Raw genomic sequence first — 14,530 nt, forward strand, 5'->3', positions numbered from 1 at the left:
CAGGCCTGCCGAAAACATGCCGGCCTTCCTCAAGGTCCCTTGGTGCGGGGACATATCCGACTTCCCTCCTGCATCTATCCAGACAACCCGCCAGCCACTGGAGCGTTCTTGGCCAACGCATCGGCCGCCCCGCAGCCAATTGGGAACTAACGCCGAGCGCAACACTCCCTTACAAAGCGCGGCGCTGTGGAAGAGTCATCCCGCTTCATCACGTCAGCACAACGGACTGAATGCATGACATGGACCAAGAGACCATCGATGAACTCAACATCAGAAACGCCAAACGGCTCCGCACGTTCGCAAATCAGGGACTTTTCTGACTGTCGAAACATTGCTCAAGGCGCTGTATTCATTATCGCGTCGGGCAACTCCGCGAAGGACTTTCCCATTGAACAGTTTGCCGACATCCCGATGATCACGGTGAACGGCGCGATATCCATGTTCATGGGAACAGGCATAAAGCCGTTCTTCTACGCATGCACCGATACCAGTTTTTCGCTACAACAACCTGAACTGTTTGCCTATGCGATGCGCACTAGTCAGCGTGTAGCTGTGTGGGCTAACCAGGCTCAGGAACTGATTGTTGAACCGACAGGTGATCTCTATTTGCTCAAGAAAGCGCCCAAACCAACCTTGACTGAATGGCTACTGCGCAACAACCAGGATCTGGTACGTAATCGAGCTGTTTGGGGTAGTCGAAACCGCAGTATCGGGTTCAGCAAAAACATGGCCCATGGTTTTTTTGATGCCCGCACAGTCTTGTATCTCGCACTCCAACTTGCCTATCACGCAGGCTTTTCAAAGGTGATTTTGGTGGGAGCGGATATGAACCAGTCCGCGGGGCGCTTTTACGAGACTGATGGAAGCTCTATCTCGCCGTGCGGTCTGGATCAGCATTTTCATTCCAGAATACTTCCATCTCTGAAACTCATGTCCGACAAAGTCGTCGGCAAAGAGTTTGCCGTTTACAACTTGTCGCCCTCTTCGCGAATTCCATCCAGCGTCATTCCTGTCACAACGCTCGACAAAGTCAAAGCGATAATTCAGACCTGACTGACCTCGAACACAAACGAAATTCTGCCCTCACTTGCGCTCCAGACATAGCGCAAGTGCTTGCCCTGCTTCGGAATCGATACCGCCGGCGGACGAAACGCCGCAACGCATTCATGCCCAGGCAACCGCACGCTGCTATAGAGCAAGCCCCACGACTCGACGTCGCGCAGTTGCCGCGCGAACAGCTGTGATGGGCCATAGGCCTCAGGATCAGGCTGATGCAGATGATCAAAGCCATGGCGAACGTCGTGCAGCGGCTTGATCACCTGATTGATGTAAGTACGCATGGTCAATTCGAGATCGGCTTCCCGGGTCGCGGCAAGAAAGCGTTCCTGATGAAAACAGGTTTCGGCGATGGCCGCAGCCTGGCTGCTGGCGGCGTAATAGACGCCGAAGGTGCCGTCACTGAAACGGCTGCGTTTGCCGACGTGAGTGAACGCAGCCATCACCGGGCTGGAACCGGGGCCGGACAGGCGATCTTTGGGACGTACGCGGGCGAGTACGCCGGCCTGTTCGATCAGGCGATCATTGGTCAGCGCTTCGATGGCGTAGGCAACTTCGAGGTCCTCGGGATCGAGGACATCTTCGAACAGCGCAATCGGCGGGAAGCTGCTGTTGACGATGCGATACGCCCGCGGCCATGGCACATCCACCGGCGCCGGTGCTTTCAACCGCGCACTCCGTCGAGGTAGCGGCGTACATCGGCGATATCGACCACCCGGCCCCCCAGCATGTAATCCAGCGCGGTTTTGCCATTGAACGGTGCCGCGGTGTTCGGGCTGCTGACCCACTTGTAGGCGCGCTCGCGACTATTGCTGAAGATGATGCTCAGCGCCTTGTGAATGCCCATCAGATAAGAGATGCGCTCAAGGGTATCGTTAGGCAGACGTACGTTCGGCAGGTGTTTGTATTTATAGAAGGTGGTGTTACCGACACCGCCCAGCAATGTGCGTTGCTGCTCAGCGCTGCAGCCCCAGCGCTCCATGAGGTTAAAGAAGAACTTCAGCGCGACGCGACCGGCTTCGGGGGCGTCGAGTTGTTCGCGTGGGGTGAGAGCTGGGGATGAGGTAGGCATAGACGCCTCCTGATTTTTTGTCTTAGCTGAAGACTAGTACATAACTGTAATTTTTTAGCGTTTTGATACACAAATGAACGAATCGTAATAATCAAACGCTCAGAAGCCGGAGTTAAGCCGGCTTATGTTTTTCTGCGCTATTTAAACAGTTCTGAATGACTCCCTAAACGATCCCAAGACTTCTTGAATTCAGAAGTCTGTGCACACTGTTTAGGCCGATCAGCGCGTTTTTGCGTTTTCTCCTGTTTCGCCATCAGCATTCCTTAGCATGTCGTCTATCGAGTCGAAACGCTGACGGATTTCTCGTGCTTCCATCATTGCGCGGGCCGTCTTCTCCGATGGAACTCGCACCTCGAAGGGAAGCCCCTGAGTAGCAACAACCTGTCGCAGAAAAAGTCGCATGGCGTCGCTAATGCTCAGCCCGCAAGCGTTCAAGACTTCAGTGGCACGCGCTTTCAAATCCTCATCAATGCGGCAGCGCACATCGGTAGTTTTCAGTAGTGCAGCCATTTCAATTACCTCATCGTGGTTTTGTAGCTACATCAGCGCTACCTCTACATTGTGTTCGGAGTGATCTTTGTGGGTCAATGCGAAGTTGATAGGTGGTTATCTACCACCATGGCTCGCATGCCAGACATCCATTTCAACTCCTTTGACTGTTGGGCGCTATCAGCTGAATCGTTACTTTACCTGAGACCTATCTGCGTATGACGCAGGCAAAAAGCTAGGAAGATGTAAGCTGTTTCTCTTCGAAAAAAATCTCCCCGCGCACCAAAACCACGCACTTTTTTGACCTTCATCACCCCCACTTCACCAAAAACCCCGATCCTCTGCCTCCAGCCATCGGCGGGGAAATCAATTCGCTACTAAATCCGCGACAACTATGCTCAGGTGCAGGAATATAGCCGGCATATGGCGCCGTTTCGGTCGTTTCGTAAACAACAATACCCAGCCCACTTCAGAGGGCATTACCCATGGATAGCAGAACCTTACGCAACCTCATGCGCATCGTGCAGACCGGCTCGTTGTCGGCCGCAGCCGAGCATTCGTGCCTGACCGTGCAGGCGTTGGCCGCACAGTTGAACAAGGTCGAAGAGCAGTTCGGTTTCCGCTTGTTTCGCCGCTCCAACAAGGGCCTGACGCTGACGCCGCAAGGTACGGAGCTCACGCCTTACATCGACAAAGTGTTGATCGCCACGCGACAGATGGAAGAAAAGGTCGAGGCGCTGAAGGTGCCCGGGCAGCGCACGTTGAAGGTGGCGTTGAACAACACGCTGTCGCCTGATTTCAACCGGCGCATGATCGGTCGCCTGATCGAGGTGTTTCCTGATTACCAGATGGAATTCAGCTACGCCGAGTCGATGGAAAACCTCAGCAAGCTGAGGAACGAAGATTTCGACCTTGCCGTGCTGATCGGCCCGCAGCGGCCGGGGCTGCCGAGCATCGTGCTGCCAGAGGTGCAGGTGCAGGTGGTCGGTGCGCATTGCGGTCAGGAAAACGATCCGCTGACTTTGCTGGGCAACAAGTTTCAGGTGCGTCCTGCGGAAGATTGTCCGTATTCCCACAGCTTCTTGCGGTTTCTCGACGCCGGGCTGGGCAATCACGAGAACGGCCAGCGCATGGTCTATTCCTGCAGCGAAACCCTGACGCTGTCGTTGATCACGCAGATGGATGCGGTCGGCATGGTCTCGCGTGAAGCGGCGCAGAAGAACGGTCTGACGATTTTTCCCGGTTTCGAGGATTTCCTCGAAGTGCGCCTGGCTGTAAACAATCCGGAGCTGTCGCACCAGGCGCTGAACGACGTCGTTGATCTGCCGCTACATGAACGAGCCGAGCGCAATGTACGCAGCCGTCCCCACCGCCACACTGAGAAAGAGGTTTTTGCTGAAATACGCACATAGCAACGTCGGAATCGCAGCATAGAATTCCGGGCGATCGAGCTGGATCTGCCGGTCCTTGATCAACAGGGGTGTGAGGCTGATCGCAGCGACGATCGCCACCGGCAGATATTCCAGCGCCCGTGCCACGAAGGGCGGCCAGTGGTCGGTGTTGATCTGCAGCGGCAAGGCGCGCGGCAGGAATGTCACCGCCATCATCAGCACCACCACCAGAATCAGGAACGTTTGGTCAGGCATACACCCACTCCGCAGCCCACAAACGTGGCGATAAATACGTTGAAGGGCGAACTGCCGATCAGGCTCAGCGCCCCCATGCAGACCACGGCGGCAGCGGCGGCGATCAGTTTGTTGCGCGTGTTGCACAGCGAGACCAGCACGTAGAGCATCATCGCCGTCAGCGCGTAGTCGAGCTGATATTTGATCAAGTGCGCCGCGTACTGCGCGCAGACCGCACCGAGCAAACCGCCGAGCACCCACGAGGTGTGACAGAACAGGTTGAAGCCGATCAGGTAACGCACGTTGACCGGCGCGCCTGTACCGAGCTTGACGCTATGAAAGGCGAAGGATTCATCCGTCAGGCCACCGGCGTAAGCCCAGCGCTCCATGCGGCTCAAGCCAAGGGCGCGCAGCGCCTTGGCCATGTACACCGACATCAGCATGTGCCGCGCATTGATCAGAAACGTGGTCAGCACAATGGTGGTCAGCGACGCACCGCTGGAGATCAGCGCCAGCGCGGCGAATTGCGAAGCGCCGGCATAGACGAACAAGCACATCGCTACTGGCAGCCACATCGGCAGGCCGGCGTTGACCGCCATCAGCCCGAAGACAAACGACACGGTGAAATACCCGGCGACCACCGGGCTGGCTTCGGCAAACGTGCGCGACGGCTGATGAGTCGCCATCAGCGGCGCGCTGCCGGACCTTTCATTCATAGATCCCTCTCAAATGTTCGTTCGCCGTGAGGCTCGCAAAAACCCTGGGCAGTCCAGAATCGCTTGCCCGCGAGGTTAGCATCGTCGACGAACAGAAACATCCGCAGCACCCCGACCCGTTTCATGTCGGACGACGCTGCTTCAACCAGACGCTGGCCCACGCCCTGGCTGCGGTAGCGCGGGCTCACGGCCAGATGATTGATCGTGCCGCGACTGCCGAGCATGCCGCCGAGCACCGCGCCGACGATCTCGCCAGCCACATCGAACGCCAGATACGCCGTGGTGGTTTTCTGGATCAACACGCCGCGCAGGCATTTGGCGTCCTGCCATTCGCAGAACGACACTTCGTCGAACTGGCGGAAGAAGCGCTCCATGCGTTGCGCATCCTTGGCGGTGGCGCGGCGCAGTACCACTGGCGTCGAGCACTCGACGCCGTCGATTGGGGTGATCTGATTAGCGAACAATGTCGAAAGCGGTCCCGGGCCGCGAGAAGGAAATCGCCAGAATCTGCCGGTACGCCATGGCATGGGTGTGGGTATTGCGCGCCGGGGTCACGTAGTGGCGCATGTCGCGATCGAGGAAGAAGGTGGTATCGAGAATTTCCTCGTAGGTGGTCGCCGCCAGTTGATGCTCGTGGATGTCGTACAGTCGACTCTCGGCACCCTCTACGTTACTGCGGCCCCAGAAGTGCACACCGCTGAACGGATAGCCGTCGCAATGAATACCTTCAGGAGTGATTTCCAGCTGTTTGCCGGGTTTGATCTCGATGCGGATCTGATGGATCTGGCACTGCCAGATTTCATCGTGCAACTCTTCCGGCAGGACACTTTTGTACACTTCGAAATCGGTGTCGATCAGGCTGCGCATCACCGGCGAGGAGATCACTTCCTCGGAAAAGTCCTGGAAGTGGCGCACCACGCCACCGACGTAAGCGTTGTTCTCTTTCGATTGCACATAGGCGCGATGCTCAAGTTGCTTGAGCTCGCGAGTTTTCGGGTTGTATTCAAAGTCGCTGTAACGACGATAACGCATGCCGGCTTCGGCCTGACCGTAGTAGCTGTCAGGCTCCATGTTTTCCCAACTTTTGGTCAGTCTGACGAAGTCGGCAAAATGACCGTAGAGATTGAAGTCACCACCCTGGACGTTGACAAACTTGTCGCGCCGTAGCGATTCGCCCACTTCTCTGTTCAAAACGATCATTACCAAATTCTCCGCTGCGTTGAACGCCCTAATCTATTGGGTGGAGAATTTGCGTCCATGAGAAAGAATTTCAGGCATTTGAAGCACTGCTTGAAACGGAATCTGCAGCGCTTGAAAAACGACTTTTATATGAAAAGAACACCGGTTATTTGCGGTTTTCGCTGAAAAACCGGCGAAAAAAAACCCCGAACGAATCGGGGTTTTCTCATTTTTCTTACAGCGGATCGATCATCAGAAGATGTTGATCGGATAGTCCACGAATACACGCAGCTCGTTACCGCTGACGTTGTACTCGCTGGATTTCTGCGATACCCGCAGGATCGAGCTGCGCAGCTTCACGCTCAGGTCTTTGGCCGGGCCACTCTGCACGACGTACTTGAACTGGTTGAAGATTTCGCGCTCGGTGCCGCCTTCGCTGGTGGACGTGGTGATGTTGTCGCCGCGCACGTAAGCGAAGTTGTAGCTCAGACCCGGAACGCCGAACGAACCAAAGTCCAGACCGTAACCCAGCTGCCAGCTGCGTTCGTCTTCGGCGTTGAAGTCAGACCAGTAGGAGTTGGCCAGATAGATGGAGTTACCACCGTCGCCGACACGGCCCTGATCTTTCTGGTAGCCGCCGTAGGCATAACCGAGGTTGCTGTCGCCGGTGGAACGCTGGTGCGCCACGGTGAACGAGTGCGGGCCGGTGGCGAAGGTGGCTGCCAGGCTCCAGATCTTGTTGTCGCGACCGGTGACGATGCTTTCGCCCGGTACGGTGTTTTCGCGTACGTACGAGCTGTCCAGCTTGGTGCGATAGCCGTTGAAATCCAGGGTCAGCGACTGATCCTTGTTGAACGGAATCACATAGTTGGCGTTCACGTACTGTTTCTTCAAGACGTCCTCAACGTCGGAGGCGTACAGCGCGCCTTTGAAGTTTTCGGTGAACTGATAGCTGCCGCCCAACACGTTGATCGACTTCAGACCGCCGCTGTCACGGCCTTCATCGCTCTTGCGCGATTCGGCGGTGAAGCGACCGGCGTTCAATTCCAGGCCTTTGATCTCACGGGAGGTCATCAAAGTACCGGTATAGCTTTCCGGCAGCAGACGCACGTTGTCGTAGCTCAGCACCGGCAGGGCCGGCATCTGGTCGCCATAGGTCAACACGGTGTTGGAAACACGGAATTTGACCGCTGCGCCGCCCTTGGCAATGTCGTGGTTCGCGCGACCATCATTTTCCTGCCTGAAGAAGTCGATGCCGCCGGCGCCGCTACGGCCCTTGCCGCCGTCCAGGCGCAATGCGTACAGACCGAAAGCGTCCACGCCGACACCAACGGTGCCTTGGGTGAAGCCCGACGAGAACGTACCGATGGCCGCTTGGCCCCATTCGGCCTTGTCCTTGTTACCGTCTTTGTAATCACGATTGATGTAGGCGTTGCGCAACAGCACTTTAAGGCTGCTGTCTTCAACGAAACCCTTGGATTCGGCCTGGTCGTTAGCCATGGCCTGTGTAGCACTCAACATCCCCAGTGCGATCAGACTGATTCGCTTGTTCAACATTTTGTTTTCCTTATTACGGGTTGAAACGCGCTGTGTCGAACGGCTGAAACGGCGCTTTCTGCACTCTTGTATTCACCCCGAAACAAAAAAGCCCGCCGACGTTAACGTCATGGCGGGCCTGCTCCTTATTTTGAGTCATGGCGGTTAGCCACAGGCGTTGGGCCGAATCGTAGCCGCGCCCTGAACTGTGTGTCAATTTCAAGAATCGTCTTTAAATAGGCGAAAAACGTCTAAGAAACGTAATTTTTTTGCTGGGCTGTTGCAGAAAAATGAGGTTAAGCAGGGAGTTCTGAACCGTGGGAGCGAGCCTGCTTGCGAAATGGGTGGATCATTCGATGAAGTCATTGGCAGGGCTGACGTCTTCGCGAGCAGGCTCGCTCCCACCTTTGAAAGCCTGTGGATAAAAATCAGGCCAAAAAAAGCGCCGCCATCCCGGCAGCGCTTTTTGACCAATCCCTGTTGTTCCTATCCTTCCATCACATCCCACAAGGCTTCCAGCTCGGCCTCGCTGAACAGGCCAGCGGGGTAGCGCTCGATCATCATCCGGCGCGGATCAGGTTGTCTGATCTGACGCGTTCCATTGGACTTCAACCAGTGCGCGACAAGCTGGAGCGATTCGCCGTTGACGGCCATGGGATGCACAGTCCGCTCGCTGACTACGTTCACTTCGGCGTTCATTTCAGCGCTCTCTCCCCGTTCATGAGCGGCTACGTTATCCAAGGTTTGTGACAGAACTGTTGAAGTTCCCCTCCCTCCCTAGTGCATCAGGAGCAATACAAGAGCTATGCCAAGGCGACTCGAATGTCGACCGGCGGATACAAACAAGCCCGCGGTCCTGACGGGCCGCGGGCTTGCTTTCATGCTGAGCGAGCTAATCATTGCCTGGCTGATTTGTGAATCAACTCAAGCTGTTACGACTCAACTCACTCTTTGTGCGGCGCTGGCTGCTGTTGGGTAAGGCAGTGAATATTGCCGCCACCCAGTAACAGTTCACGGCCCGGCACCATCACCACTTCGTGCTGCGGGAACAGCTTCTGCAGAATTTCCCTGGCCGGGGCATCCATCGGGTCGTCGAAGCTCGGCGCGATGATGCCGCCGTTGACGATCAGGAAGTTCACGTAGGAGCCGGCCAGGCGCACGGAAGGATTGCGCTCCTGCGAACCGTCCACCGCATCGACGCCGGCACACTCTTCTTCGGTCGCGTACAGCGGCCCCGGAATCGGCATTTTGTGCACCGTGAACGGGCGGCCCTTGGCGTCGGTGCTGCTTTGCAGCACTTGCATCGCGGCCTGGCAGCGCGGGTAGTTCGGATCCTGCGGATCTTCGGTCCAGGCCAGCAACACTTCGCCCGGACGCACGTAGCAGCAGAAGTTATCCACATGGCCGTCGGTTTCATCGTTGAACAAGCCATCCGGCAACCAGATGATCTTGTCCACAGACAGGTTGTCGCTGAGTACGGCTTCGATTTCTTCGCGGCTCAGGTGCGGGTTGCGATTGCGGTTGAGCAGGCATTCTTCGGTGGTGATCAGCGTGCCTTCGCCGTCGACATGAATCGAGCCGCCTTCGAGCACGAAACCTTCGGTGCGGTAGCGCGGGCTGCGCTCGATCTCGAGGATCTTGCCGCCGACCTGCGAATCACGGTTCCACGGTGCATACAGGCCGCCATCGAAACCGCCCCAGGCGTTGAAATCCCAGTTCACACCGCGCACTTCGCCATGGTTATTGATAACGAAGGTCGGGCCGCTGTCACGAACCCAGGCATCGTCGCTGGACATTTCCACCACGCGGATATTCGGCACATCGAGGCGCGCGAGGGCGTTTTCGTACTGGCCGGCGGAGACGGCAACGGTCACCGGCTCGAAGCGGGCGATGGCTTTGGCCACTGTGGCGTGCGCGGCCTGCGCCGGTTTGCCACCCAGACGCCAGTTGTCCGGGCGCTCGGGCCAGATCATCCAGGTCTGGGTTTGTGGCGCCCACTCGGCCGGCATGTAGAAGCCGTCGGCGCGCGGGGTACTTTTCAATGTGGTCATCAGGACTCCAGGGAACCGTCGAGGGTTTTCAACGCGCCGTACAGATTCGGTCGGCGGTCGCGGAATGAACCCCACGCGCTGCGAATATGTTCCAGCTCGTCGAGGTTGAACGTGTGCACAAGAATACCTTCTTCGGTTTTATTCAGCTCCTGCACTTTTTCGCCGAACTGGTTGGCGATGAACGAAGAGCCATAGAAGGTGATGTCGTAGCCGTCCTGTTCTTCGTTGCCGATGCGGTTGCTGGCGATCAGCGGCATCAGATTGGCGCCGGCATGGCCCTGCTGCACCCGCTGCCAGTGATCGCGCGAAGAAATGGTCTTGTCGTGCGGCTCGCTGCCGATCGCGGTTGGATAAAAGAGAATTTCCGCGCCTTGCAGGGCCATGCTGCGCGCCGCTTCCGGGAACCACTGGTCCCAGCAGATGCCGACGCCGATTTTCGCATAACGGGTGTTCCACACCTTGAAGCCGGTGTCGCCCGGGTTGAAGTAATACTTCTCGTGATAGCCCGGGCCGTCCGGAATGTGGCTTTTACGATAAATTCCGAGGTTGCTGCCGTCGGCGTCGATGATCGCGATGCTGTTGAAGCGTGCACGCCCGGCCAGTTCGTAGAAGCTGATCGGCAGCACCACTTGCAGCTCTTTGGCAATTTTCCGGAAATGCTTGATGGCGACGTTTTCTTCAACCGTCGTTGCCAGTTGCAGGTAATCCGGATTGGGCTTCTGGCAGAAGTACGGTGCCTCGAACAGTTCCTGGATGAGGATGATCTGCGCGCCTTTGCCGGCGGCTTCACGGACCAGTCTTTCAGCGGTTTCGAGGTTGGCTTCCAGGTCCCACGAACAGGCCATCTGCGTGGCGGCGACGGTAACGATACGGCTCATGAATCATCTCCGGGCTAGTGCTTTGACAGTCGAAGAATTCGACCGAAAAGAAAACGCGCGCACCGGACAAAAGATCGTCATGCCGGAGCAATGGCGAATTTATAACCGATAAATATCGGCTTTAAAAGCTATAAATCAGTAATCTATTCGTTTGAACGCTAATTAAATCGATACAAATCGAACTTGAGAGCGAAAACAAATGTGGGAGCGAGCCTGCTCGCGAATGCGCTGTGTCAGTCACCGCATGTGGCGACTGATACACAGCTTTCGCGAGCAGGCTCGCTCCCACAGGGGATGTGCCTTGCTTACAGGCCTTCGCTCAACACCCGATCCAGCATTTCGACGAAGAAATCCACGCTCTGGCGCGACGTCACCATCGGTGGCTTGATCTTGAGGATGTTCAAGTCATCGCCCGTCGGCTGCATGAAGATCCCCAACTCGCGCAGACGATCACACAGCAACGCAGTTTCGGCGGTCGCCGGCTCCAGCGTCTGGCGATTGCGGATCAGTTCCAGCCCGAGGTAGAAACCGGAGCCGTGCACCGCACCGACCAGCGGATGTTTATCGATTAACGCTTCCAGGCGCGCCTTGAAGTAACCGCCGACGACCTGGGCGTTTTCCCAGAGCTTTTCCTCCTCCATCACATCCAGCACCGCCATGCCGATCTGGCAACTGACCGGACTGCCGCCCGCCGACGAGAAGAAATAACCTTCGGCCTCCAGCGCCTCGGCGATTTCCCGGCGGGTGATCACCGCGCCAAGTGGCTGGCCGTTACCCATGCCTTTGGCCATGGTGATGATGTCCGGCACCACGCCCTGCTCTTCGAAGCCCCAGAAGAAATGGCCCATGCGCCCGTAACCGACCTGCACTTCGTCAGCGATGCACACCCCGCCCTGCGCGCGGACCTTTTCATACACCTGCGGCAGATAGCCCGGCGGTAAAGAAATACCCCCGGCATTACCGTAGACCGGCTCGCAGATGAAACCGGCCAGTTGCCGCTTTTGCTCGGCCAGTTTTTGCAGGTGATGTTCGACGCTGCGCACGTAATCCGGCGCCGAATCCGCGCCACGGAATTCGCCCCGATAAGTGTTCGGCGCCGGCACCGGATGCACCCAGTCCGGGCGACTTTCCAGCGCCCTCGGGTTGTCGGCAATCGACGTCGATACCGCATCGGCACCGATCGTCCAGCCGTGATACGCCTCGAGCACGCTGATCATGTCGCGCCCGCCGCTGAAAGCCCAGGCCAGACGAATCGCCAGGTCATTGGCCTCGCTGCCGCTGTTGACCAGGAACACGCGATCCATGCCCTTCGGCGCCAGCTTCAACAAGCGCTCGGAGAACTCGGCGACCGCCGCATAGTTGAAGCGCGAATTGGTATTGAGCAACGACCACTGCCGCGCCGCGACCGCCGCCATCCGAGGGTGACCGTGGCCGAGCACCGCGACGTTATTGAGCATGTCCAGATAGGATCGGCCGTGCATATCAATCAGGTGATTGCGCCAGCCGCGTTCAATACGTGGCGGGTCAACGTAATAGTGTTTTTGCGTGCGGGCGAAACTGGCATCGCGGCGTTCAAGCAGGGTTTGCGCGTCCAGCTCAGGCTCGGCGTCGCAGGCCAGCCCGAGCAACGTCGCCGGCGACGGGCACGACGCCTGCCACGCGGATGCACGGGACGGCGTGCAGAACAGCGGCGCGTCGAGTTCCGCTCCCCGGCACATCTGCACTAGTAGCGAACCCGTGACCGCACCGAGTTTCTGGCCTCTATCCACTGCCACCCCATGTTCAAGAACAGGCGTCACGCCCCACAGGCGAACACTGAACTGTGAGCCATCGAGTTGCAGCGCACCGTTTGCCGCTTGATTCAGAACGCCAGCGAACGGTGCTTGAACTTCGGTTCCGGTCGGCACACGCAATTCGACATGCAACGGGAACGTATCCGGTTCAGCCGCACTGTCCGGGCGGGTGCGTGACAAGCGGTACTGGCCATAACGCGTCGCCGCCAGCCCATGGACCGCTGCGGCTTCTGTCAGCAAGCGCTGATCAATGCCCGGCTGCTCCCAATTGCCCGCTTCGAAGTGCGGACTCAACACGCCCAGATCGATCAGCGCAAATTCGCGCCCGACCAGCCCGGGCAACAATGGTGCAAATTCTGTGTTTTCAGCCTCCGGCACGGTCTGTCCCACGGCTGTGAGAATCGCCGCTTCCATCAGCGCCTGTGGCACCGAGGTCGCGACGCGAAAGATTTCCCACTCGTGACTGAGATTGTCGCGGCTATAAGTATTGCCGGGATCGATGCTCACCTGTTGCTCGCCACTGAGCACCAGCACCGCCGCCCGCGCCACGATCAAGGGCCACAGCGCTTGCAGTTCTGCGTACTGCAACGGATTGACCGCGTGATACGCCTTGACCGCCGGCAGGATGACAAACGGATCGCCATCGGCGTGATGCAGCAAAGCCGCACAGGTTACCGACAGATCGGTGATGCGCCAGGTGCGCACCAGATCACCGAAGTCGATCACACCCTGCAATTGCCAATGCCGCTGGCCATCACGCGCCCAGACGACGTTGTCATCGGTGATATCCATGTGAATCGCCTGCACCGGCAGCTTGTCCAGCAGCGGCTGCAAACGGCGCTCGGCCTGCTCGGCGGCAGCGCTGATCACCGCACGCTGCTGCACGTCCGAGATCACCGGCAACAGATGACTGATCAAAGCGTTGGCGTGACGCGCGTCCCACTGCAAGGTGCGTTCAAGGCCGGGGTGATCGAAGCCTGCCAGCGCCAGATCCATCTCGCCACAGAGTCGGCCAAACCCGGCAACCACGTCCTGGCCAAGATGATCGAAATCGGTCAACGGCTGCCCGTCGATGTACTCCAACAACCGCACATGCACCGTTTCGCCATTGGCTTGCAACGACAACAGATCTGCACCGTTATTGGCTGCGATGACGCGCGGCACCTTGATCGCCGAGTGCTCGGCCAGATAATTGAGGCCTGCGTGCTGGGCTTGCAGCTCCACAAGAGCGTAGTCGCCACGACAGACTTTCAACACGAAGCGCCCACTGCCACCGTCGACGCGATAATTCAGATCCTGCTGGCTGCCCAGCGCCTGCAACGTGCCGCTGAGCCCGTAATGTTCGGCCAGCCATTGCAGCGCCTGCGCCTCTGAAACCTGCGGACCGGGCAAACTGGCGCGATGAATCAACGTGGCGAGCGGCATGAAACGACCCCTGTAATTTTATTAGGCGCTTATATCGCCATTGCCTTGGCGGTTACGCAACCCCCAGCGTGACTGAACGGCCCAATTCAAACCGAACGCTCGCGCCCTGCAGCACTTTGCGCAAGAATGTCGGCCATTCACACCTGTCTATGGAAATCCTCATGAATGTCATCACCACCGATCTGCCCGGTGTTCTGATCATCGAACCCAAGGTGTTCGGCGACGAGCGCGGTTTTTTCTACGAGAGTTTCAATGCCAAAGCGTTTCAGGACGCCACCGGTCTGGATACGCAATTTGTGCAGGACAACCATTCGCGCTCGCAAAAAGGCGTGCTGCGTGGCCTGCATTACCAGTTGCAGAACACCCAGGGCAAACTGGTTCGCGTGACCGCGGGTGAAGTGCTTGATGTGGCGGTGGACATCCGTCGCAGCTCGCCGCATTTCGGCAAATCGGTGGCGGTGCGCCTGTCGGCGGAAAACCATCGTCAACTGTGGGTGCCGGAAGGTTTCGCTCACGGTTTCTTGGTGCTGAGCGAGTTCGCCGAATTTCTCTACAAGACCACCAACTATTACGACCCGTCTTCCGAGCGCAGCATTCGCTGGGACGATCCGGCGCTGGGCATCGATTGGCAACTGGAGGAAGCGCCGAAGCTGTCGGCCAAGGACCAGGCGGCCGCGCTGCTCAAGGACGCTGACGTCTTCGCCTGAGGC

The 14,530-nt window shown here is 57.8% G+C and carries 15 protein-coding genes; 3 read left to right on the forward strand and 12 right to left on the reverse strand.

Annotated elements, in window-relative coordinates:
- Positions 1-234: 234 nt before the first annotated feature.
- Positions 235-1,053 (forward strand): lipopolysaccharide biosynthesis protein, encoded by an 819-nt coding sequence (locus ACV8MC_RS05195; protein ID WP_457264655.1) that lies wholly within the window; start codon positions 235-237, stop codon positions 1,051-1,053.
- On the opposite strand, the gene ACV8MC_RS05200 is transcribed toward ACV8MC_RS05195, so the two are convergent.
- From ACV8MC_RS05200 to ACV8MC_RS05210, 3 genes are all read right to left on the reverse strand, one after another.
- A complete protein-coding gene (locus ACV8MC_RS05200; RefSeq protein WP_457264657.1) occupies positions 1,044-1,724 on the reverse strand; it encodes an RES family NAD+ phosphorylase in 681 nt (226 codons plus the stop codon). The genes ACV8MC_RS05195 and ACV8MC_RS05200 overlap by 10 nt on opposite strands.
- Entirely contained in the window at positions 1,721-2,128 is a 408-nt protein-coding gene (locus tag ACV8MC_RS05205; protein ID WP_457264658.1) for an MbcA/ParS/Xre antitoxin family protein, read from the reverse strand. The genes ACV8MC_RS05200 and ACV8MC_RS05205 overlap by 4 nt, the downstream gene beginning before the upstream one ends.
- A 219-nt stretch (positions 2,129-2,347) precedes the next feature.
- A complete protein-coding gene (locus tag ACV8MC_RS05210; protein WP_056787159.1) occupies positions 2,348-2,638 on the reverse strand; it encodes a type II toxin-antitoxin system RelB/DinJ family antitoxin in 291 nt (96 codons plus the stop codon).
- Between the two features lie 464 nt (positions 2,639-3,102).
- Here ACV8MC_RS05210 and ACV8MC_RS05215 point away from each other — a divergent pair, with 464 nt between their 5' ends.
- On the forward strand, positions 3,103-4,029 hold the full coding sequence (locus tag ACV8MC_RS05215; RefSeq protein ID WP_041477504.1) for a LysR family transcriptional regulator: 927 nt from the start codon (positions 3,103-3,105) through the stop codon (positions 4,027-4,029).
- Here ACV8MC_RS05215 and ACV8MC_RS05220 read toward each other — a convergent pair.
- The 9 genes from ACV8MC_RS05220 to ACV8MC_RS05260 all read right to left on the reverse strand — a co-directional run bounded on the left by ACV8MC_RS05220 (position 3,946) and on the right by ACV8MC_RS05260 (position 13,820).
- Entirely contained in the window at positions 3,946-4,263 is a 318-nt protein-coding gene (locus ACV8MC_RS05220; protein WP_041477503.1) for an AzlD domain-containing protein, read from the reverse strand. The genes ACV8MC_RS05215 and ACV8MC_RS05220 overlap by 84 nt on opposite strands.
- On the reverse strand, positions 4,242-4,958 hold the full coding sequence (locus tag ACV8MC_RS05225; protein ID WP_016772152.1) for an AzlC family ABC transporter permease: 717 nt from the start codon (positions 4,956-4,958) through the stop codon (positions 4,242-4,244). The genes ACV8MC_RS05220 and ACV8MC_RS05225 overlap by 22 nt, the downstream gene beginning before the upstream one ends.
- Complete coding sequence (locus tag ACV8MC_RS05230; RefSeq protein WP_008080517.1) at positions 4,955-5,332, reverse strand: GNAT family N-acetyltransferase; 378 nt, start codon at positions 5,330-5,332, stop codon at positions 4,955-4,957. The genes ACV8MC_RS05225 and ACV8MC_RS05230 overlap by 4 nt, the downstream gene beginning before the upstream one ends.
- A gap of 79 nt (positions 5,333-5,411) precedes the next feature.
- Positions 5,412-6,158 (reverse strand): 2OG-Fe dioxygenase family protein, encoded by a 747-nt coding sequence (locus ACV8MC_RS05235; protein ID WP_041477502.1) that lies wholly within the window; start codon positions 6,156-6,158, stop codon positions 5,412-5,414.
- A 231-nt stretch (positions 6,159-6,389) separates the two neighbouring features.
- Positions 6,390-7,694, reverse strand: coding sequence for an OprD family porin (locus ACV8MC_RS05240; protein ID WP_457264660.1), 1,305 nt, complete (start codon positions 7,692-7,694; stop codon positions 6,390-6,392).
- Positions 7,695-8,159: 465 nt separating this feature from the next.
- On the reverse strand, positions 8,160-8,372 hold the full coding sequence (locus ACV8MC_RS05245; protein ID WP_039756463.1) for a hypothetical protein: 213 nt from the start codon (positions 8,370-8,372) through the stop codon (positions 8,160-8,162).
- A 245-nt stretch (positions 8,373-8,617) separates the two neighbouring features.
- Positions 8,618-9,724: an agmatine deiminase gene (aguA, locus tag ACV8MC_RS05250; RefSeq protein ID WP_457264662.1), complete on the reverse strand. Its 1,107-nt coding sequence runs from the start codon at positions 9,722-9,724 to the stop codon at positions 8,618-8,620.
- The gene (gene aguB / locus ACV8MC_RS05255) at positions 9,724-10,602 is read right to left on the reverse strand and encodes an N-carbamoylputrescine amidase (RefSeq protein WP_073471536.1); all 879 of its coding nucleotides are present in this window, start codon (positions 10,600-10,602) and stop codon (positions 9,724-9,726) included. The genes aguA and aguB overlap by 1 nt, the downstream gene beginning before the upstream one ends.
- A gap of 305 nt (positions 10,603-10,907) precedes the next feature.
- Positions 10,908-13,820: an aminotransferase gene (locus ACV8MC_RS05260; RefSeq protein ID WP_457264664.1), complete on the reverse strand. Its 2,913-nt coding sequence runs from the start codon at positions 13,818-13,820 to the stop codon at positions 10,908-10,910.
- Between the two features lie 161 nt (positions 13,821-13,981).
- Between ACV8MC_RS05260 and rfbC the strand changes: the two genes are divergently transcribed.
- On the forward strand, positions 13,982-14,527 hold the full coding sequence (gene rfbC, locus ACV8MC_RS05265) for a dTDP-4-dehydrorhamnose 3,5-epimerase (protein ID WP_457264665.1): 546 nt from the start codon (positions 13,982-13,984) through the stop codon (positions 14,525-14,527).
- The last annotated feature ends 3 nt before the right edge of the window (positions 14,528-14,530 follow it).

The sequence above is a fragment of the Pseudomonas sp. PK-RTE-24 genome (genome assembly GCF_054052265.1).